General features: G+C 66.6%; 12 protein-coding genes and 2 tRNA genes. 2 read left to right on the forward strand and 12 right to left on the reverse strand.

Annotated elements, in window-relative coordinates; all coding sequences use genetic code 11:
• Positions 1-366: 366 nt before the first annotated feature.
• Positions 367-639 (forward strand): hypothetical protein, encoded by a 273-nt coding sequence (locus AC3A5K_RS09400; RefSeq protein ID WP_487617260.1) that lies wholly within the window; start codon positions 367-369, stop codon positions 637-639.
• A gap of 178 nt (positions 640-817) precedes the next feature.
• Here the strand turns inward: AC3A5K_RS09400 and AC3A5K_RS09405 are convergent, their stop codons facing one another.
• The 5 genes from AC3A5K_RS09405 to uvrB form a co-directional block, all read right to left on the reverse strand.
• Positions 818-1,042, reverse strand: a complete 225-nt coding sequence (locus AC3A5K_RS09405; protein ID WP_487617261.1) for a hypothetical protein — start codon at positions 1,040-1,042, stop codon at positions 818-820.
• Positions 1,042-9,777, reverse strand: a complete 8,736-nt coding sequence (locus AC3A5K_RS09410) for a glycoside hydrolase family 94 protein (protein ID WP_487617262.1) — start codon at positions 9,775-9,777, stop codon at positions 1,042-1,044. Before AC3A5K_RS09410 ends, AC3A5K_RS09405 begins: the two co-directional genes overlap by 1 nt.
• A gap of 680 nt (positions 9,778-10,457) precedes the next feature.
• Positions 10,458-10,718, reverse strand: coding sequence for a hypothetical protein (locus AC3A5K_RS09415; RefSeq protein ID WP_487617263.1), 261 nt, complete (start codon positions 10,716-10,718; stop codon positions 10,458-10,460).
• A 155-nt stretch (positions 10,719-10,873) separates the two neighbouring features.
• A tRNA-Val gene (locus AC3A5K_RS09420) sits at positions 10,874-10,948 on the reverse strand.
• A gap of 57 nt (positions 10,949-11,005) precedes the next feature.
• A complete protein-coding gene (gene uvrB / locus AC3A5K_RS09425; RefSeq protein ID WP_487617264.1) occupies positions 11,006-13,039 on the reverse strand; it encodes an excinuclease ABC subunit UvrB in 2,034 nt (677 codons plus the stop codon).
• 182 nt (positions 13,040-13,221) lie between these two features.
• Here uvrB and AC3A5K_RS09430 point away from each other — a divergent pair, with 182 nt between their 5' ends.
• Positions 13,222-13,746, forward strand: coding sequence for a GspH/FimT family pseudopilin (locus AC3A5K_RS09430; RefSeq protein WP_487617265.1), 525 nt, complete (start codon positions 13,222-13,224; stop codon positions 13,744-13,746).
• Between the two features lie 161 nt (positions 13,747-13,907).
• Here the strand turns inward: AC3A5K_RS09430 and AC3A5K_RS09435 are convergent.
• The 7 genes from AC3A5K_RS09435 to AC3A5K_RS09465 all read right to left on the reverse strand — a co-directional run bounded on the left by AC3A5K_RS09435 (position 13,908) and on the right by AC3A5K_RS09465 (position 21,097).
• A tRNA-Asn gene (locus AC3A5K_RS09435) sits at positions 13,908-13,984 on the reverse strand.
• Between the two features lie 184 nt (positions 13,985-14,168).
• The gene (locus AC3A5K_RS09440) at positions 14,169-14,630 is read right to left on the reverse strand and encodes a type IV pilin protein (protein WP_487617266.1); all 462 of its coding nucleotides are present in this window, start codon (positions 14,628-14,630) and stop codon (positions 14,169-14,171) included.
• Complete coding sequence (locus tag AC3A5K_RS09445; RefSeq protein ID WP_487617267.1) at positions 14,627-18,478, reverse strand: pilus assembly protein; 3,852 nt, start codon at positions 18,476-18,478, stop codon at positions 14,627-14,629. The genes AC3A5K_RS09440 and AC3A5K_RS09445 overlap by 4 nt, the downstream gene beginning before the upstream one ends.
• Positions 18,479-18,488: 10 nt before the next feature.
• Entirely contained in the window at positions 18,489-18,992 is a 504-nt protein-coding gene (locus AC3A5K_RS09450; RefSeq protein ID WP_487617268.1) for a pilus assembly PilX family protein, read from the reverse strand.
• Position 18,993: 1 nt separating this feature from the next.
• Positions 18,994-20,106 (reverse strand): PilW family protein, encoded by a 1,113-nt coding sequence (locus AC3A5K_RS09455; RefSeq protein WP_487617269.1) that lies wholly within the window; start codon positions 20,104-20,106, stop codon positions 18,994-18,996.
• 20 nt (positions 20,107-20,126) lie between these two features.
• A complete protein-coding gene (gene pilV / locus AC3A5K_RS09460; RefSeq protein WP_487617270.1) occupies positions 20,127-20,579 on the reverse strand; it encodes a type IV pilus modification protein PilV in 453 nt (150 codons plus the stop codon).
• Positions 20,576-21,097: a GspH/FimT family pseudopilin gene (locus AC3A5K_RS09465; RefSeq protein WP_487617271.1), complete on the reverse strand. Its 522-nt coding sequence runs from the start codon at positions 21,095-21,097 to the stop codon at positions 20,576-20,578. Before AC3A5K_RS09465 ends, pilV begins: the two co-directional genes overlap by 4 nt.
• Between the last annotated feature and the right edge of the window lie 7 nt (positions 21,098-21,104).

Below are 21,104 nucleotides of genomic sequence, written 5' to 3' on the forward strand. Positions count from 1 at the left end.
AGATTATTCTCAACCGATAATATCCAGACTTAATACGGCCTCCGGAAGCTGCCGCGATGCAGCATGAAGACGTGCATTCGGTCAGGCGCAGGCTCGCCCGGTGTCTCGGGATCGCGAACCCGCGATCGCTGGTCCTGAACACGCCGGGGCGACGGCAAGACGGCGCAGGCCGATGACGAACGCAACGACGGTGCGAAGGAATTGAACGTATTCATGCCCGAATCAATCGGGGCGACCGCGAGACGTAGAAGCGCCAGCCCGCAAGCAACATCAATCTCGGCCCGAAGCGCGACGCTCCATCGCCAGACACCCGCGTCGCGCGCTCCGCCGCTATTCCGGCTTGGATGCACAGGGAGCACCCGCTACATGAGGTCCGAGCCGAAGGACGACCCCGAGGCCTCGATCCCTCACGTCCAGACAACCAGCGACGCCTTGCTCGCCAAGCGCGTTGACAGCCTGACAGTCCGTTTCGAACGTGCCGGTTTCGAAGCGCGCGGCAGTCAGCGTCGGCGTCCGGATGTCATCGGCGAGATCGGCAACGTCGACAGCGCACGCACGCCGCGGCAAGCGTCGGCGAGAACAACGCCGATACGCAGATCAGTGACTGCTTCGGCGAAGGCTTATCGTTGGACGGACTGATCCAGCTGACTTAGACCAACCCCGGACCAACGAGACCTGGCGCACGCATGCCGGCACGCGACCGACCGTTGGAGAACATCGAATGCGCCGGACGTATCCGGGGGTTTGAACGACAGACTCCGGGTCCGCGACAGCGCGGCGCATGGAAGGAGCGGCCCGACAGCCGCCCCTTCCGCATTCAACGACGGCCGGGCCGTACGCAGCCCGCGTCGCGGAGCATCGCCTCGAGCCGCTGCTGCACGACCGCCCGCTCTCCCGCGTCGCGTGTACGCGCGAGGATCCTGGTCGACAGCGCATCGAACTGTGGCCAGAACGCATTCGGATCGCGCAGCTTTTCGCGCCAGACGGGAATCATCCCGGCCAGTGCATCGAGTGCGCTCTCGAGTTCGATCCGCAGTCCCATCAGCCGACGCCCTGGGCCGGAAGCCGCGGCCACTGCAGCACGACCTCGTGCACTGCATCGGCGGTGTGCAGCGCGATCTCCAGATCGGCCTGCACGACGCCGTCGAGCGTGAGCTGCGGTGCATCCGCGTCGCTGCGCGTGACTGCGATGCGGTAGACCGCCGCGCCGTGACGCAGCTGCATCCGGTAGCCCGGCCAGGCGTCCGGAATGCAGGGCGTGATGCGCAGCGTGTCACCGCGACGCTGGAGGCCCAGCAGCGATTCGCTGAGCAGGCGATACATCCAGCCCGCGGATCCTGTGTACCAGGTCCAGCCGCCGCGCCCGACATGCGGGGCGACGCCGTAGACATCGGCCGCCATGACGTAAGGCTCGACCTTGTAGACCGCCGTGCCGGCCGTGTCCTCGGCGTGGTGCACCGGATTGATCATGCGCGCGAGTTCCCAGGCGCGCTCGCGATCGTCGAGCGCGGCGAAGGCCATCGCCGTCCACACCGCCGCATGCGTGTACTGGCCGCCGTTCTCGCGCACGCCGGGCACGTAGCCGCGGATGTAGCCGGGATCGTGCGCGGTCTTGTCGAACGGCGGATCCAGCAGCTGGATCAGACCGGCCTCGCGCTTGACCAGGTGCGTGTCGAGCGCAGCCATCGCCTGTCGCGCGCGCGCCGGTTCGGCCGCGCCCGACAGCACCGACCAGCTCTGCGAGATCGAGTCGATCCGGCATTCGTCGCTGGACTGCGAACCGATCGGCGTGCCGTCGTCGAACCACGCGCGCCGATACCAGCCGCCGTCCCAGGCCTGTGCTTCCAGATTGGCCTGCAGCCGCTCGGCCGCATCGGCGCACCGGGCCGCGAACACCGCGTCGTCGCGCCCGGTGGCGACCGGGATGAAGCGCTGCAGTACGTCGTAGAGGAAGAAGCCCAGCCATACGCTTTCGCCCCGGCCGCCCTCGCCCACCCGGTTCATGCCGTCGTTCCAGTCGCCGGTCCCGATCAGCGGCAGCCCGCGCTCGCCGAGCAGCGACATGCCCCGCTCCAGCGCGAGTACGCAGTGGTCGTAGAACGACTGCACGCGTCCCGTCGGCACCGGCAGGTCGTAGTACGACTCCTCGTCGGCATTGACGAGACGGCCTTCGATGAAACCGACGCGCTCGTCGAGCACGCTGTCGTCGCCGGTGACGTCGAGATAACGGCAGGCGGCGAGCGGCAACCACAGATAGTCGTCCGAGCAGCGCGTGCGCACGCCACGATCGGCCGGCGGATGCCACCAGTGCAGCACGTCGCCCTGCGGGAACTGGTGGGCGGCGCTGCGCAGCAGATGCGCGCGGGTCAAGGCCGGCATCGCGTGCACGGTCGCCATCGTGTCCTGCAGCTGGTCGCGGAAGCCGAACGCGCCGCCGGACTGGTAGTAGCCACTGCGTGCCACGTAACGGCAGGCCAGCGTCTGGTACAGCAGCCAGCCGTTGACCAGCAGATCGGTGGCCGGCTCCGGCGTTTCCACCCGTACCGCGCCGAGCGTCTGCAGCCAGTGCAGGCGGACGGCGTCGAGCGCGTCATGCGCGGCCGTCGCGCCGCGCAGGCGCTTCGCCAGTTCCAGTGCGGCGTGCATATCGTCGCCGATGCCGAGCCGGAACACGGTTTCGGTCGCCTGCTCCGGTGCCAGATCCACCTGCACCTGGATCGCGGTGCAGGGATCGAGACCCGCGCCCAGGCGCCCCGATAGCCGCTCGCGACGCAGGGCATCGGGAGCGCGCAGGCTGCCGTTGCGACCGAGGAATTCGGTGCGGTCGCCGGTAAACGTGCGGCGGTCGCCGTCGACGTCGAAGAACGCCACGCGCCCGCCGAACTCGGTGTTGTAGGGATTGCGCGCGGTCAGGACGCCGGTCGACGCGTCCTGTTCGGTGACGACGTGCATCTGCGACTTCACCCGGATGTCGCCGAGCACCCACTCGACGTAACCGGTGGCCGACAGCCGACGCGTGCGGCCCGACAGGTTGCGCAGTTTCAGCACGGTGAACTTGGCGGCATCGCGCAGGCTCACGTAGATCCACAGCTCGCTGGCAATGCCGTCCTCGACGTGCTCGTACACGCTGTAGCCGAACCCGTGGCGGGTGCGGTACGCGCCCTGCCCGCGCATCGGCAGCGGCATCGGCGACCACACGTGACCGCTGTCCTCGTCGCGCAGGTAGAAGGCCTCGCCCCCCGTGTCCGACACCGGGTCGTTGTGCCAGGGCGTCAGCCGGAATTCGTGCGCGTTCTCGAACCAGGTGTAGCCCGGTCCGCTTTCGCTCACCACGGTGCCGAGCGCGGGATTGGCCATCACGTTCGACCACGGCGCAGGCGTGACGTCACCGTCGCCCAGAACGATGACGTACTCGCGTCCGTCGGCGGCGAACGCGCCGAGGCCGTTGTCGAAGACCGTCGATTCGGCCACGGCTTCGAACGGCCACGGATCCTCATCGTGCGCGGCGGTATCGCGCGCCGGCGGCAGACCATGGAGCGCGACAGTCGCCACGTCCTGGACGCTGGCCTGCGGTTCCGGCACGAGGCCGGCGCCATCGGCCAGCAGCAGCGGCACGCTGCGATCCGGGGCCGCATGGCGCGAAACCTGCGCGACCAGCGTGCCGTGCTGGTCGCCGACGATCACGCGGGCGACCGACTGGATAAGGATGCGGTCCTCCTGCGAGATCTGCTGCGCCGGCCGCACGAAGATGCCACCGGGCCGATCGAGCAGATTGCCTTCCGGCCCCGCCGATACCAGCCCGAGGATCTGTTCCTGCAACTGCTGCCGGTAGCCGGCCTGGTCCTCGTTCCAGATCACCAGATCGACATGCAGGCCCTTGAGCCGCCAGTACGCATGCGCCTGCACCATCTGCCGCACCAGTTCGATGTTCTCGGCGTCGCCGATCTGCAGCAGCACGATCGGCAGGTCGCCGGAAATCGAATGCCCCCACAGACCCGACTGCCCGCGCCGGTTCTGCAGCAGCACCGCGCTGTCGGCGCGCAGGAACGGATGCGCGAAGGTCATCAGACCCGCAATGCGCTCGTACAGCTGCGCATCGGCCTGCGTCGCATTGATCTGCCGGCGTACGACCTGGCTGTGGGTCCAGGCGAGATCGAACACGCGGTCGGCCAGACGCCGGTCGCGGTACTTGTCGAGCAGCGCGGCGCAGGCCTCGCGGTCGGCGCCGACGCCGGTGACCAGGTCGAGAATCGCGGTCTGCTCCGGCGCCAGCGTCAGCCGGACCCGGATCGCAATGATCGGATCGAGCACCGAACCCGCGGTATCCGACAGCGGTCCCGCGCGGCGCATCGCCTCCGGATCGCGGGGTGTGCGGCCGCGGCCGAGGAAGCGCGCACGGTCGGTCTCGTAGGAGATCGCGTCGATGTCCGCGTCGTGGGCGGCGACGAGATGGAAGCCCCACGGCGGAATTTCGTCATGCGCGCGCGGGCGCCGCGTGCACAGCAGCGCCTGCTTGTCGCGCACGATCTCGGTCTGCACGAACAGGTTGCTGAAGGCCGGATGCAGTTCGTCGGCGATCGCCGGCGCCAGCACGACTTCGGCATAGGTCGTGATCTCGATCGTACGCGGGCGGCGCGAGCGGTTGCTCAGGCGCAGACGACGCAGTTCGATGTCGTCCTCGGCCGAGATCGCGATTTCCAGATGCGTCTCGATGCCGCGCCTGCGGCCGCGGAATTCGGCCTTGGCATCGGAGAAGATCGCTTCGTAATGCTCCACCGGCACACAGGTCGGCTGGTAGGCCGCCGACCACACATCGCCGTTCTCGACATCCTGCAGATAGCAGAACGCGCCCCAGTGGTCGCGCGTGCCGTCCTCGCGCCAGCGGGTGACGGCCATATCGTGCTGGCGCAGATAACTGCCGCCGGCGCTGGTGAGCAGCGCATGCAGCCGGCCGTTGGACAGCATCTGCACCGCCGGACGCTGGGTATCGGGCGTGCGGAACACGCGCAGCTGGGTCTCGTCGCCCGCGGTGTTGGTGCGCACGCCGACGGATTCGACCTCGTGCGGGCGGAACACGCCGGTGCGCGGCACACGTTCCTGCAGCAGCAGCAGCGTCGCCTGGAATTCGGCATCGGCGACGAAGCGCTTCTGCATCGGCTGCTCGCGCAGCAGGTGGTCCAGCGCGAGGAAGCCCATGCCCTGGTGATGCGCCATGAAGGACCGCACCACGGCGTGGGTCTGGCCGCGCGGCAGGCGCGAGGCAGTGAAATCGATCGCCTCGAACAGGCCGAAACGCCCCGAGAATCCCGCCGCATCGAGCCGCTGCAGATTCTGCGTCGCCGCTTCCGGCGCGACCATCAGCGCCATCATCGTCGCGTAGGGCGCGATCACCAGATCCTCGCCGAGGCCGCGCTTGAGCCCGAGCCCCGGCACGCCGAATGCGCGGTACTGGTAGTTCATCCGCGTGTCGACGGTGTTGTAGCCGGATTCCGAAATGCCCCAGGGCACGTCGTGCTGGCGGCCGTAGGCGATCTGCGCCTGCACCGCATGACGCGAGGTCTGGTCCAGCAACGTGTCCGGATAGCTCGGCATCACCAGCTGCGGCATCAGGTACTCGAACATCGAGCCGCTCCAGGACAGCAGCGTCGGGCTGCCGTCGACCTCGGTCAGCAACCGCCCCAGCGCGAACCATGTGTCCTGCGGCAGCTTTCCCTGCGCGATCGCGACGAAACTGCACAGCCGCGCTTCCGAGGCGAGCAGGTCGTAGTGGCCTTGGTCGAGACGGCGGTTGTCGACGTCGTAGCCGATCGACAGCAGATGCCGCGCGCGGTCGTAGAGGAAGCCGTACTCCATCAGCGAGAACTGGCCAGCGACGTGCGCAAGGCGCTCCAGCTCACGCACCTGGGCGACCGCCCATGCCCGGACGTCCGGCGCCGTGCCCGGCAGGCACAGCGTGCGCAGCGACGGCAGCGCCGTGTGCGCGGGATCGGCATCATGCGCAGCCTCGGCCGTCGTCGCAGGCAGACAGGCCACCAGCGCCTGCCGCGCGTCGCCGCAGGCGGCCAGCACGCGCGCCGCCCAGTGCGCGGGATCGTCGTCGATCTCGTTCGCCGCGGATTCCGGCCGCACGGGTTGCGCGAACGGCGCGGCCAGGCCGGCCAATGCGTCAATCGTGGCGACTGCATCGCGGAGCGACGTCGGCGGCGACAGCAGCGCCGCCTCGAGCCGGCGTTCGAAGGCATCGAGTGCGGCGTCCAGCGCCGGATCCGCGCCACTGTCCGTGTCATGCAGCGCGCGCAACACGCCCAGCGTGTCCGACAGGCCGGCGAAGGTCTGCGGCGCCAGTACCGGCGCGTCGATCAGGCCCAGCAGCCCCTGTCGCAAGGTCAGCAGATGTCCGGCCAGGTTGCCGCTGTCGACCGTGGAGATGTAGCGCGGTTGCAGCGGCGTCAGGGTTTCGGTGTCGTACCAGTTGTAGAAGTGCCCGCGATGCCGCTCCATGCGATCCAGCGTTGCAAACACGCGCTGCGTGCGCTGCACCACCGCCGTGGTCTGCAGATAGCCGAAGTCCCAGGCCGCCAGGTTGGCCAGCAGCGACAGGCCGATGTTGGTCGGCGACGTGCGCCGCGCGACCACGAGGTTCGGATGTTCCTGGATGTTGTCCGGCGGCAGCCAGTGGTCTTCTTCGCGGATGTTGACCTCGAAGAACGCCCATGTCCGTCGTGACAGACGGCCGAGGAACGCGCGTTGCGCCATCGACAGCTGCGCGCTGCGCTGCGGCGGCGGCCGTCCCAGCCACGCCATCAGCAACGGCGATGCGGCCCACAGCGCGAGCACCGGTGCAGCCACCCACAGGCTGGCGGGGCTGACGCGCAGCAGCGCGACTCCGGCGGCCAGCGACAGCAGCGGCGCGATCCACATCGCCCGAAGCTCGGCGGCCATGCCGCTGCCCAGCGCGCGTTCCACCTCGCTCGACGGATTCCACTGCAGCAGGTGACGCCCGCTGACCAGGGTGCGCCACAGCGTCACCGCAATCGCCGTCAGGCTGTAGAAGGCTTCGTACGGCAGGCAGGCGAAACTCACCAGCGCGCGCAGCAGGCCGCGGCCTGTCGCATCGCCCACCTGCAGCAGATGCGTATCGATGCGCATGTCCGGCGGCTTGGACACCAGGTCGCGCAGCGCGGGAATCAACACCGGCGCGAAGAACACCGTCAGCAGCCAGAACGTCCACGCCAGCGGCGCGGCCAGGGTGAACCAGCCGAACAGCAGCAGTGCGAGCGCGGATGCCGGGACGAGGCTGCGCCGCAGGTTGTCGACCAGCTTGCCGCGCGACAGCCACGACAGCGGATTGCGCACCGCGCCGGACCGCGCGGTCGGCACCCACGGCAGCAGCCAGGGCAGCAGCTGCCAGTCGCCACGGATCCAGCGGTAGCGACGCTTGACGTCGGCGGCGTAGCGGACGGGATAGTCCTCGTACAGGCGCACATCGCTGACCAGGCCGGCGCGTGCGTAGCACCCTTCCAGCAGGTCGTGGCTGAGGATGCGGTTGTCCGGGAACCGGCCGTGCAGCGCATGCTCGAAGGCATCCACGTCGTAGATGCCCTTGCCGACGAACGAGCCTTCGCCGAACAGGTCCTGGTACACATCGGACACGGTGCGGGTATACGGATCGATGCCGGGCTCGGTGCCGTACATGCGGGCGTAGCGGCTGATCCTGCGTCCGCTGAAACTGCTGCCGACGCTCGGCTGCAGGATGCCGTAGCCGCGGGTCACGCGATTGCGCTTCGGATCGAACACCGCCCGGTTGAGCGGATGCGACAGCGTGCCGACGAACTCGCGCGCGGCGTCGCGCGGCAGGCGCGTGTCGCTGTCGAGCGTGATCACGTAGCGCACGTTGGCCAGCACTTCGACGCGGCCGACGATGCGCTCGAACGCGGCCGCGCCACCCCCGCGCAACAGGGCATTGAGCGCGGCCAGCTTGCCGCGCTTGCGCTCCTCGCCGATCCAGCGCCCCTCGCCCGCATTCCAGGTGCGTGGACGATGGAACAGGAAGAACCGCTCGCCGCCCGGTGCCGGACTGTCGGCGAGGTAGCGCTGGTTGAGTTCGTCGATGCGCACCACCGCGTGCGCCAGCGTGGCGGCGTCACCGGGCAGCATCTGCTGGTCGGCGTCCAGATAATCGCTGAGCAGCGCGAAATGCAGATGCGGATCGCGGTTCGCCAGGAAGCGCACTTCCAGCGCTTCCACCAGTCCGTCCACCGCGGCGGTGTCGCCGAACATGCAGGGCACCACGACCAGCGTGCGCGACGCGGGCGGAATGCCATGCGAGAGATCGAGCCGCGGCAGCGGCTTCGGCGCGACGACCACCGTCGCCAGCCAGTTGGTCAACGCGATCGCCATCTCGCTGAAAACCAGCACGCCGAGCACGATCAGCAGCCATGACGGCGCCCAGGGCACATCGCGCGCGCCGGACTGCCCGAGCAGGCCACTGGTCGCCAGCGCGACGACCACGGCGATCAGGCCCAGATAGAGCGGCAACGGCGAGGGTCGCGCGGCCAGCCGGATGCGCGACCTGCGCGCCGCGCCGGGCAACGCATCCATCGTGAGATCGACACCGTCGTCGACCAGGTAATAGCCGACGTGGGCCTCGATCGCGTCGACCGGATGCGCCTGCGCCAGGCGCACGGTGGTCTCGGCCACGACCGGCTCGCTGACACCGGTGCGGCGCGCGATCTTCTCGACCGCATGGCGGTAATGATCGCGGGTGCTGAAGTCCATCAGGCCGTAGGTGGCCGCGGGATCCTCGCGCAGCGCGGCATCGACCAGGCTCATGGTCTCGACGTATTCCCGCCAGTCCATGTTGGCGAGGAAACGCAGGCTGCCGATGCTGTTGCCGATCGACACCTGATCGGACGCCTGCTGCTGGCTTTCCGCGTGGACGAGCGCATCGATGCGCAGGCCGCCGTCGGTCAGCCACTGCTCGATCCAGGTGAGTGGCATCGACAGCAATGCACCACGGCCGTGCAGGCCCCGGGTGAGTTCGGCGACGAAGGCACCGGTGGCCGGCGGCGCACTGCGCGCCATGTCCGCCACCACCAGCACCACGTCCTTGGGCGACTCCGCGGCCGTCGTGTTCAGGCGTTCGGCCCAGCGCCGCGCATAGCGGTGGTCCTGGCCGTCGCGGATCACCCGCACGGCCATGCGGCGCAGGTTCTCCAGCACCGCCAGGCGCAACATGATGGGAATCGCCCACAGCTCGCCCAGCCGCAGCGGCGTGACCGCCTGGTAGGCGGCGACGAAGCGGCTCAGCGTGGTGGCATCGACCTGGCCATCGCCGTGCGCGACGGCTTCCATCGCCAGGTCGTAGACCCGCGGCAGACCCGCCGACGGGCCCTGGGACAGCGCCGGGAGTTCACGGCTGTAGCCCTTGGGCAGATGGCGCCGCGCCAGACGCACCTGTTCTTCGATGAGGTGGTAGTTGTCGAGCAACCACTCGCCTGCCGGGGTGATGCGGATGTCGTCGCGCACCATGCGCGACAGGAACGTGCGGGCCTCCTCCAGCAGCGCCGCGTTCTCGCTGAGCCGCGACAGCAACCGGTCGGGGACACGCCCCGCATGCACGCGATGGGTCAGCGCCAGCGCGCGACCGTGGAGTTCCATCTGTTCCGCACTGAAGAGCTGGGCGCGCAATGGCGCCTCCACATCCAGCTCGACGGGGCGTATGGGAGAGCGCAGGCGGCCCAGCCTGTAGCGCAACCGCAAGATGCGGCGGGACATCGTCGAAGCAGCGCCCATAGAAGTCCCCGTGGGCCGGCGGCCCAGAGAGCGGCATCATTGCACCCGCCCGACGCGCCAGCGTGACGACCGCGCGGCTTGCGTGCGTGCTGACACGGCGGGATCGGTGCCGCCTCCATGCGGCATTTCGCCTGCCGGGATGATGCGCACGACCAGGCGTTTTGCTGTTGCCGGCCAGGCGCCGCGCAAGCGCGGGTCCGCGAGCTGACTCAGACGCCATCACGACCACGGCGATGCGACGGACCCCATGCAGGTGTCGAGCCGCGTCGACCCGGGATCATGAAATAGAGGAGAAAGCTGGCGAGTCCGCGCTGCGCGCAGCGCTGGGGACTGCCGGGATCAATGTGGGGTCAGTCCTCACCCACACCGCGTCTTCGAATTCCACCGAAAGGCCATTGCATCAAGCCTTTAAGGTGGTGGGCGGTACAGGGTTCGAACATATAGCGCGTGCGAGGTAGACGGTCCGGGTTCGTGCGCGCGATCTGGATACCTGACCGTCGGCGGATGGCCGGTTCGTGCCGCCCTCGAGATAAACACCGGCAGGAGGCGGGACCGTTGGACGTTCGACCCTGCACCCGCCCCGCTTCAGGGGCATCAGCTGGCCTGAGGGATTCAGGACCGGCACCCGGCCGCCGCACGGGGATCCTGCGGGGGGGTGTCTTTCAAATCGGCTCTAGCAGCTTTGGATCATCACTCGACAGTACACGGACAAGGGCTTGCGCTAGACGTACCGCTTCGTCACGGGTGAAGGTGATCCTCGCCTCGTCAACCGGGGCGTTCTGTCTGCCTCGAGCATCTGAGAACTTAGCGAACAGATGAAGTTCGTCGTTGGTGAGCTTGGTAATCGTCAGCGAGGTCTCGCTTCCAGGCTCAGGCGTCGCGCCGGAGGCGAAGTTGGACTGATACTGGATCGTGATCCGCATGAGCGTGCCTCGTTGCAGAAAAACGAGTTCTACTGCCCGCCTCCAGGCAAAGCAATTAGGACCCTGCTGCGGTTACCACGCAGTTACGAAAAACCCGGCTCAATGGCCGGGTTCCGTGCTTCGTCCACAAAGCGCCCTGAAATCAGGGATCTAAGTGGTGGGCGGTACAGGGTTCGAACCTGTGACCCCTACCATGTCAAGGTAGTGCTCTACCGCTGAGCTAACCGCCCGAAGGGGGCGAATCATACACCGGATTCGCGCGATGGCGAATACCCGGACGTGTTTTTTTACCGGATCAGGCTCGCTTCCTTGATCTGGCGGATCTGGTCGCGGATCCGGCCGGCGTTTTCGAACTCCAGATCGCGCGCGTGCTGGTACATCTGCTGCTCCAGCGCCTTGAGCCGCGCGGCCAGCTTCTCGGGCGGCAGCGCCGCGTAATCCTCGACCGGCTCGGCGACCTTGCGGCTCTTGCCCCGCCCCTTTTTCTCCAGTTCGGGATCGGTGCGCGCGCCCTCCATGATGTCGACAATCGCGCGCGCCACCGACTTCGGCGTGATGCCGTGTTCGGTGTTGTACTCGACCTGCTTCTGGCGGCGACGGTCGGTCTCGTCGAGCGCCATCCGCATCGAATTGGTCACGCGGTCGGCGTAGAGGATCGCCTTGCCGCGCAGGTTGCGCGCGGCGCGACCGATGGTCTGGATCAGCGAGCCGCCCGAGCGCAGGAAGCCCTCCTTGTCGGCATCGAGGATCGCCACCAGCGAGACCTCGGGCATGTCGAGGCCCTCGCGCAGCAGATTGATGCCCACCAGCACGTCGAACTTGCCCAGCCGCAGATCGCGGATGATCTCCACGCGCTCGACCGTGTCGATGTCCGAGTGCAGGTAGCGCACCTTGATGTCGTGTTCGCCGAGGTACTCGGTGAGGTTTTCGGCCATGCGCTTGGTCAACACCGTGATCAGCACGCGGTCGCCCATGGCGACGCGCAGGTTGATCTCGCCGAGCACATCGTCGACCTGGGTCGCGACCGGGCGGATCTCGACCTCGGGATCGATCAGGCCCGTCGGTCGCACCACCAGCTCCACCACCTGGTCCTGGGATTTCTCCAGTTCGTACTTGCCGGGCGTGGCCGAGACGAAGATCGCGCGCGGCGACCGGCCCTCCCATTCTTCGAACTTCAACGGACGGTTGTCGAGCGCCGACGGCAGACGGAAGCCGAAGTTGACCAGCGTTTCCTTGCGCGCCCGGTCGCCCTTGTACATCGCACCGATCTGCGGAACGGTCACGTGCGACTCGTCGAGCACCAGCAGCGCATCCGGCGGCAGGTAATCGAACAGGCACGGCGGCGCCTCGTCGGGCATGCGTCCGGTCAGGTGCCGCGAGTAGTTCTCCACGCCATTGCAGTAGCCGACCTCGGCCATCATTTCGAGATCGAACTGGGTGCGCTGCTGCAGCCGCTGCGCCTCGACCAGCTTGTTCTCGGCATAGAACTGCTCCAGCCGCGGCGGCAGTTCGGCCTTGATCGCCTCGATCGCTTCCAGCGTCGTGCGCCTCGTGGTGACGTAGTGCGACTTCGGGTAGATCGTGTAGCGCGGCAGCGTGCGCCGGGTCTCGCCGGTCAGCGGATCGAACTGGGTGATGCGTTCGATCTCGCCGTCGAACAGTTCGATGCGCAAGGCATCGGATTCCGATTCCGCCGGATGGATGTCGATGATCTCGCCGCGCACCCGGTAGGTACCACGGCGCAGCTCGGTGTCGTTGCGGCTGTACTGCATCTCGGTCAGCCGACGGATCAGCTCGCGCTGGTCGATGCGCTCGCCGCGCACCATGTGCAGCACCATGCGGAAGTATTCGTTCGGATCGCCGAGGCCGTAGATCGCCGATACCGAACACACCACGATCGCGTCGCGTCGCTCCAGCAGCGCCTTGGTCGCGGAGAGGCGCATCTGCTCGATGTGCTCGTTCACCGAGCTGTCCTTCTCGATATACGTATCCGACGACGGCACGTAGGCCTCGGGCTGGTAGTAGTCGTAGTAGCTGACGAAGTACTCGACCGCGTTGTGCGGGAAGAACGACTTGAACTCGCCGTAGAGCTGGGCGGCCAGCGTCTTGTTGGGCGCCATCACCAGGGTCGGCTTCTGCACCTGCTGGATCACGTTGGCGATCGTGTAGGTCTTGCCCGAGCCGGTGACGCCGAGCAGCGTCTGGTGCGCGAGCCCGGCCTCGAAGCCCTCGACCAGCTTTTCGATCGCCTGCGGCTGATCGCCGGCCGGCTTGTAGGGCGAGACGAGCTGGAAGGCGGCGGGATGGATCACGTCGTTCATGGGGGTGTCGCTGCAGGGGAACGGGAGAGGTGGGGGCGAACCCGGCCGGCGACAACAGCCCGGCCGGGACTGCTTTCCGACCATAGCAGCCGGCCCATTCCGACCCTGCGAAGCGCAGCCGGCCGAATCCGCGGGATCGTGGTGGCGGCCAGTCTGTACGGCCTGGCCGCAAGGACGCTGCCATGCATCGCCAAGCTGGTTTCACCTTGATTGAACTAATGACCGTACTCGCCGTGGTCGCGGTACTGCTGGCCGTCGGCCTGCCCGGCTTCGCCGACACGCTGGCCCGGCACCGGGTCCGGACCGCCATGCATCTGGTCAGCACCGACCTTGCGATGGCGCGCAACAGCGCGATCATGCGCCGGTCAGCGGTCGTGGTCTGCCCACGTACCGCTGCGCTGCGTTGTCGCACAGACGCCGACTGGGGCCACGGCTGGATCGTGTTCGCCGACCCGGACGGCAACCGCCAGCCCGACGCCCCCGCCGACCTGCTCCGCATCGCCGACGCGCCCTCGGGCGCAGGCCGCGGCCTGAGGATCGGCGCGACCCGCCAATTCGTCCGCTATCAACGCGACGGCCGCAGCGCCGGCACCAACCTCACGGTGCGCGTCTGCAGCGCCGATAGCCTGAACGGGCAGGTGATCGTCAACAATCTCGGACGCGTGCGGACCGTACGGCCTGCACGCCCGCCGGCCTGCCCGTTGTAGCGAGCCTCGTCGCGCGGCCGCTTGATCGAGCCTGGTAAGACATCCGACTCCGCCGGCATGCCGGCGCCGCGGCGCAGGGCCGCCTGGGACCGCACCGAGGCCGTACGCACCAAGCACAACGAAAAAAGCCTGCGCATTTCTGCACAGGCTTTTTCGAATCTTGGCGCCCGAAGTTGGACTCGAACCAACGACCCCCTGATTAACAGTCAAGTGCTCTAACCAGCTGAGCTATTCGGGCGGGGACGCATATTCTAGTCGGTTGTCGGCAGGGGTCAAGCGTTGCAGCGCAGGAATTTTTCCGGACCGGATCGCCAGGGTCAAAGCGCGCCAGCGCCCATCACCCCGATGCCCAGCGCGCCTGCCCCCTCCAGCAGAAACGCCGCAAATGCAATGCGGCCCACTCGACGGGAGCGTGCGCTGACCTACCAGCAATCGGCGAGGTCGGCCGTTCCATTGCTGCCCTTCTGCCCCGTGCTGGAGAGGGTCAGCGTCGCGCAGCGCGTGTCCTTGACCTGCGCTCCTTGCGGCGTTGCAGTCAGCGTAAAGGTGTTGACGCCTTCCGTGTTCGTAATCAGGTAGGCCGCCGTCGCCCCATCAGTCGTCGGCGATACGACCTCGGCATCCGCCGCGTCGAATGCCTTCTCCCAGAACTCTTCGTAGGTATTTTCGACAGTGTGGTAGCGCTCGTAACGCTGCGCGATCTCGATCATATCGGCCTTGGCCTGCGCACGCTTCGACTTGCGCACCGAGTCCTGATAACTCGGGTAGGCAATGGCCGCAAGGATCGCGACCACCGCCACCACCACCATCAGTTCGATCAGCGTGAAGCCCCGCGCAAGGCGCGCGTGCGCGCCGTTTCGTGTCGATCCAACAGCGTTCGTCACAGGATCTGTCTCCAGGATTGACGGCCACAGGGGCGCTTGAGGTACATCGTCGGTGCGCCGGCGACCTGCACGATCATCGAGCACTGCGCCGCGAGAGCGTCTTCGAGATCCTCTTCCGTCGCGTCCGAGGGCAAGGGCGCGAGACGCGGAGAGCTGAAGATGGCGACATCCTTCACAGGCGCCGTACCCTGCGTGTCGAGCGCGAGGGCACCGGTGCCTTCACCCGGCGAGTCTCCCCGTGGCGAACCGAACGAGACATTCGACAAGCCGGCAGCACCGGTCAGCGAGTTGAGGCCGTAGAGCCAGTTCGCGCCTGCGACACTGCATTGCAAAGCGTTCACCGGCGCATAGGTCGGCATGAACACGACGCCGCTCTCGACCCGCGGATAGCCCACGAACCGCTCGCGCTCCGGCAGATCAATGAACCAGCCGACATTGCCGGCACCGGGCACGTTGGAACTGACGTTGCGCACGTTGGCGTTGTCCGGACGCGTCGTGATCGTCTGCGCCAGGAGATTCGTGCGGGTGATGGTGGCAGTCGGTTGACCCGCAGCGATGTCGAGGATGCCGTACAGCGACTGCTGGGTCGCGTCGACCGGATCGCCCTCAAACGAGAAGCTACCCGTACCGAAGTACAGCATTACGCCGCCGTTGCGACCTGCTGTGGCCGTGATTCCACCGAGGATCGGCTGACGCGTGCCGTTCTCCGCACCACTGCGATAGGTGAGCGAGGTGAACAGCGGTCTGGTCGGACCGGTCGGGTTCGGGGTACGCAGATCGAACTTCCAGATCGCGCCCTTCTGATCCGCCGCGTAAACGGTGTCGGCGAATCCATCGCGACCGTTGACGTTGATCGGGCCGTCCGGATCAGTGCCGGAACTGTAACGATCAAGCACGACGATGTTGCCCAAGCCATTGCTCAGACCACCGGGCGGATTTTCCTCGGTTGCTTCGATCATGGTGATCTGCGGATTACCGGTTCCGATGTCGACGAGGTACAACACCGCCCGTCCGTTGGTGCTGTTGTAGCCATTGCCGAAGATCGCCCGCCAACGGACCGTGTTGGTCCCGTTCTGACGCGTCTTCACCGGCACGATGACCGGACGGCCGAGCACGTGCCCGATGTTGTTGCGCTGCGCGTCGGTCAGATTTTGATTGAGCGCGCTGACCTCCCAGAGCCGGTCGTTCACGCCGAAGCTGCCGTTGCGACGGGAGACACCAGTTACGTCAAGCGCGAACACACCCTTCGCCCCTGCCCCCGTGGTTCCGACGAGGACGCTGCGCCAGCCGGCAGCGCTCTGACCCGCGCCCTGGAAGTACGCATCGGAGGCTGTCACCGGCCCGTCGACGTAATAGCGATGCTGGAACCGCTGGTCGCCACTCGCCCGTGGATCGTACGGGAACAGCAGGTTGCCCATGTGGCCGAGCACGGTCTGCGGAATGAACCCGAATCGCTCGACACCACCGTCGGCAGTCGTCGTGCGTCCGTCGAAGCCGTGCAACATACCGTCGCTCGCGCCGGCGTACACCATCGGCCGCCGATAATTGGCGTCGTCGGTCGTCACCTTGGAGGTCAGATAGGCCGCATAGCTGGAGGCATATGTGACGCCCGCACTCGGGCCGCCGACGAGCGACCGGTACCCGTAGTCGTCCGTCGGCGCGCTGATGACCGGCGTCGAATTGACGATGTCGCCCAGCCGGGTAGTCCTGTAACGCAGGGTTCCGCTCGTGTTCCGCTCGACTTCGAGGCTCTGGTCGCCCCGCAGATAGTTCACCGCTTCGTTCAGCGTCAGGTTGCCGGACGCCCCCCCAAGGGCGGGCAAGGTGGTGGCCTGACCCTGACGGCACAGGGACATGCCCACCACCGGGTTGTCGCAAAGCTTGAGGAAGTTGCCGAGGTTTGCAGACGTGAACTGCAGCGCGGCGCTACCGGTGCCGTACCAGATGTTGCGGCTGGCAGCGGCAGGCAGACGGGTGCTGGCCTCCCAGGCATTGGTGAAGCTCACCACGCCCGTAGCCGCATTGGTGCTCACCGACTGCGCGGTCAAGGTGCTGTACCAGTCCGTGCCGTTGTTGCGTGCCTCGTAGAACGGCGACACCGACAACGAACCTTGGCCGATGCGCGCGCCGGTCAGCGCGATGCTGCCGGCCGGCGAGGAACCGGCGCTCACCGACGCCAAGACGCGGCGCATCGCGGCCGTGATGTCGTTGGGCGTACGCGCATTGATGAACTCGCCGCGGGTATTGATGGTCGCGTGCCAGATGTCGTCGACCGTCGTCGGGTTGTCGTTGGTGTGCCCCACCCAGTTCGGGTATGGCGCGACGAAGGGATCGCGAGCGACGTCCGGATCGTAGATCGCACCCGTCGCGCCAAGCGTGACCCCATAGAAATTCATATGCAGGTTCGCGTTGCAGTCGAGCCGGGGGTCCGGATTGGGCGTGTTGCACCCCGACGGCACCGGCACGCGGCCGAGCGGGAAATCCCGCCCGGTACGCAGCGTGGTCTGGTAGTAACGCGTCGCGATCGCTGCGAGGCTGTCTGCAGGCGTCGGATCGAAGGGACGCCCCAGGCCGGTGACTGCGGGCGCACCCGGGCTACCGCCATTGCTGTAGCCGTCGGTGAACAGCATGGCTGCGTTCTTCTGACAGGCCAGCTGGATTGGCGCGGCGGCGTCGGTCCGCTGGAACTGTTGCCCGATGTGGTTGACGGCGGCCAGGTTGGGTGTGCCGCCACTGGCCGGAAGGCTCAGCAAGCTGGTGTACAACGCCGACTTCTCGGTCGGCGAGTTCATGCTGCGCATCGTGACCAGGTTCGGTCGATTGTTGATCGTGAAATACCCGACACGCATGTTTTGGACGTCGCTCATCGCGCGCGTCATGCCCGCGATCATCGCGCGGTTGCGGTTGCCGTAGAACGAGAACCAGTTGGCGAAGTTCTGCAGCGCAGCGTTGTATGCCGCCGTCGAAGAGTAATTCTCGGGCCTGATCTCGTACCGGAACATGTTGCAGCCACTCCCGCAAGCAGCACCGACGTTGGTGCGCGCATTGGGCCGGTATCCTGCTGGCGCAGCTGTAGTGGTCTGGAGATAAAACGTTGCGGGGAAGTAACGGATGCCGACGTTGCAGGTCGCCGTCACGGTGTGATTCGAAGTGAGACTGACCCAGCGATTGTTGTTGATGCCCAACAAGCCGCCCCCAAGGCCACCACAAGCGCCTGTTACGTAGTACTCCGTCCCGCTGGGCAACACCATGCCGTTGAGAAAGCGAAACATCAGCGCTGCGTCTGTCTCACCCCGGACAGCAGTGAGATTGATGGTCGGCGCTGCATTTCTCGGATCGGCACGAGTCGCTGTGGTGGACGCATTGCCTTCGGGATTCGTTGCGTTCCAACCGTAAGGACGCAAATCCGTGCCAATCCACGGCAGATAGGTCTCGTTTGGATTGAAATAGGATGGATTGAACTCGTGCGAGCGCGCGAAACCAAACGCCGGAATCGGTGGAATGGCGTGGCGGTTGCCATCAATCCGGTGCCCCGGATACGGAATCAGATGGTTGTAGCCACATGTACCAGAGGTGCGCAGCGCGCCGTTCGAATCGAAGAAGCCCACCGGACTGGCGGTCGACCAGCAGCCTTGGCCATCCTGGCCCGGCAGCAGATTCTCGAACGTCATCGAGCCCGAGTCGTCGACCGCCATGATGAAGGCAGGCGGGATCTGCGCCTGCACGTTCAACGGCTGCTGCGCCAGCGTGCCCTGCCCCTGCACGGCCATGACCGAGTGCAGGAAATAAGCGCTACCCGCGAGAACGAGCGCCGTGGCGGCAGCGTAGATCTTGGTGCGTCCCTTCATGGCGCTGCCCTCACGGCCTGAAAATGGTGTCGATGACGGCCTGCGCCGTCGGGTTGTCCGCGTCGTCGACGTGGAACGAGGTGATCTGGTAGATCGGATTCGGGTCTTCGTTGATCACGGCGCCCATGTCGAGCGTCGAATTGCCGGAAATGCAGGGCCCGATCAGACGCGCATTGATGGCGCGCGTCTCGCTCAGCGCGCGGCCCTCTGCCCAACCGCCGGGATCGAAACCCGTCTCGCAGGAATTGATATCCGCGCTGGCGACCGCATCGCAGCCGGGCGTACTGGTGCGATTGATCATGTCTTCCAGCGCGCATTCGGCGCTGCGCGCCCGCGCTTCGCTCTCCTGGAAGGCCAGATTGACCGCGCGGTAATTGGACGACATCCGCTCCTGCAGGCCGGCGACCTGCATGCCGACGATGCCCAGCAGGGCGAGCAGGACCAGCATGATCAGTGCGATGTACAGCACGGCGCCGCGCTGGAAACGGCGGCTCGGCGGACGGACGATACGCATGTCAGTTCCCATAGAGGCGGTTGCGCAGGGCCACGGTGCTTTCGTAGCCGAAGCGGTAACGGTTGTCGCCCGGGTCGGCTGGCGTGAACCTCACGCCCAGCAGACTGCGGCCATTTTCCGGCTGCTCGGAGGCCGAGCGTTCCGGGCTTGCGACCAGCACACCGAGGCGCACCGCGCCCACAGAGCGCCAGCTGGCCTCAAGCGTGGGGTCGGTGATCGTCGACGGGAGCACGAAGTTGCCGATGTAGCCACTGGGCGGCTTCGCCGGCATGTCCGCCGCGTTGCTGTCCAGACCGACCTGCACCTGCAGGCTCTCGATGCCTTCGACCAGCTCTTCCGGGGCGCCGTAGCTGCCATCGGTATTGGCGCGTGCGCGCATGAGCGTACGTTGGCCCGATGTGCCGCGCCCCACGTAGTACACGACCGACTCGAGCCGGTAGAGCATCGTCTGCCCCTGCGGCTGCGGCGTGTAACGATCGAACGCAAAGTCTGCAGTCACAGTCCCAGCGCTTGCGCTCGTTGCCCCGGCGACGAACAGATCGACGAAACTGCAGTCGGCCAGGCCGAACATCGTCGGGGTCGCGACGCCGCCATGTGTCAACGCATCCCATCGATCATCCGGAATGGAGATGGTCGACGTGGTGCCGGAGATTGTGATCGTCTCGACAGGCGCGCCTTCGGCGGCCAGGAATCGCAGCTGCAGGACATCGCTTCCGCCCAGCGGTCCAAGCGCGGAGACCGCTCCTGGCAATGCAGGCGTCCACGCTGCCGGCGCACTTGCCAGCAGCATCGTCGACGCGGACGTCTTCGTCGCCTCGTAGGCCTGGATGCCGGTAGGGAAATCGACACCGGATTGACCGGCGGGCACGTGATTGAGCAGCGCGCCCATGTTCTGCATATGCGCTTGGTCGTTGACGCAGCCCATGTGCCCGACCATGCGTAGATCGCGCTGGATGAACTCCATCGCGAAACGGCCGTTCTCCTGCACCCGCGACACGCCCTCGGACAGCTGGTAAGCGGTGCGCGATGCGGAAAATACCCGCACCAGACCGAGGATCAGGAAGCTGCCGATCGCCAGCGCGATCATCATTTCGATCAGCGAGACGCCTCGCATGCGGCGGAGTGTTGAAGGCCTCAAAGCTGCGTCCTCGCAGTGAAGTCGGTTCTGGGTTCGGTCGCAGTCCGCTCGCCCCAGCTCAGCGTCACGGCGGCTTCGCCCGCAGCGCTATACGTGACCGTGGCTTCGGCGGTTGGCCCCAGTGCATTGAACACCTGGCACTGCCAGTACCCGATGCCCTGCGCCACCGCATCGCCGGTCGGCGGCGCGCAGGACGCCTCGGACAAGGTGTCGGCATCGAACCCGGCGCCTTCGTATTGCGAGACCGACAGACGATTGGTACGCATCTGGTCGAGCAGGCTGTAGGCCAGATTGGTGGCCAACGTGCGGCTGTTGGCACTCTGGGTGTAGCGCAGGGTCATCGTCTGCATCAATGCGAAGCCGAGCAGGCCGATGGCCAGCACGACGATGGCGATCAGCACCTCGATCATCGAAAAGCCGCGCTGGGCGCTGGGCGATCGGCGGATCATGAGCAGGTTCCTCTGGCAACCGAGGTGCCACCAGTCGCTTTGACGGTAAAGGTGCGCACCAGGGGTGCATTGGTCGGGCACTCTGTGGACTGCAGGGTCAGTGTCTGGAGGCCACCCACCAGAAATCCACGCTGGTCGAACTGGAGGTTGTTGCTCCCGCCGGCGCCCGCTTCGATCTGGACACCCGGCTTCGCCTGCGAATAGCGAACGACGCGGTCGCCTGCGGCAGCGTCCAACTCGCCATTGCCGTTGATGTCGATCCAGACGATCCAGCCCTCGCTCCAGTCCGAATCCGTGCACGATGTGCCGTCGGTGCTCGTGCAGATTCCTGCCCCGCGCGGGCTGCGCACCGCTTCCGACCGCGCAAGCGCAAACGAGGCGATCAGTTCGTTGGTGGTGGTCGCCACCCGGTTCGAGCGCATCGTCGCCTCGAAACTGGGGAACGCAATGGCCGCCAGGATCGCCACAATCGCGACCACGACCATCAGTTCCACCAGTGTGAATCCCCTCGCTCGCATCCCCGAC

This window comes from Luteimonas sp. Soil_C_5 (assembly GCF_057656615.1).

Coding starts and splice junctions, on each gene's coding strand:
- AC3A5K_RS09465 (WP_487617271.1), bottom strand. CDS start 21,097: ATGCGAGCGAGGGGATTCACACTGGTGGAACTGATGGTCGTGGTCGCG.
- uvrB (WP_487617264.1), bottom strand. CDS start 13,039: ATGAACGACGTGATCCATCCCGCCGCCTTCCAGCTCGTCTCGCCCTAC.
- pilV (WP_487617270.1), bottom strand. CDS start 20,579: ATGATCCGCCGATCGCCCAGCGCCCAGCGCGGCTTTTCGATGATCGAG.
- AC3A5K_RS09455 (WP_487617269.1), bottom strand. CDS start 20,106: ATGCGAGGCGTCTCGCTGATCGAAATGATGATCGCGCTGGCGATCGGC.
- AC3A5K_RS09400 (WP_487617260.1), top strand. CDS start 367: ATGAGGTCCGAGCCGAAGGACGACCCCGAGGCCTCGATCCCTCACGTC.
- AC3A5K_RS09410 (WP_487617262.1), bottom strand. CDS start 9,777: ATGTCCCGCCGCATCTTGCGGTTGCGCTACAGGCTGGGCCGCCTGCGC.
- AC3A5K_RS09405 (WP_487617261.1), bottom strand. CDS start 1,042: ATGGGACTGCGGATCGAACTCGAGAGCGCACTCGATGCACTGGCCGGG.
- AC3A5K_RS09430 (WP_487617265.1), top strand. CDS start 13,222: ATGCATCGCCAAGCTGGTTTCACCTTGATTGAACTAATGACCGTACTC.
- AC3A5K_RS09450 (WP_487617268.1), bottom strand. CDS start 18,992: ATGCGTATCGTCCGTCCGCCGAGCCGCCGTTTCCAGCGCGGCGCCGTG.
- AC3A5K_RS09445 (WP_487617267.1), bottom strand. CDS start 18,478: ATGAAGGGACGCACCAAGATCTACGCTGCCGCCACGGCGCTCGTTCTC.
- AC3A5K_RS09415 (WP_487617263.1), bottom strand. CDS start 10,718: ATGCGGATCACGATCCAGTATCAGTCCAACTTCGCCTCCGGCGCGACG.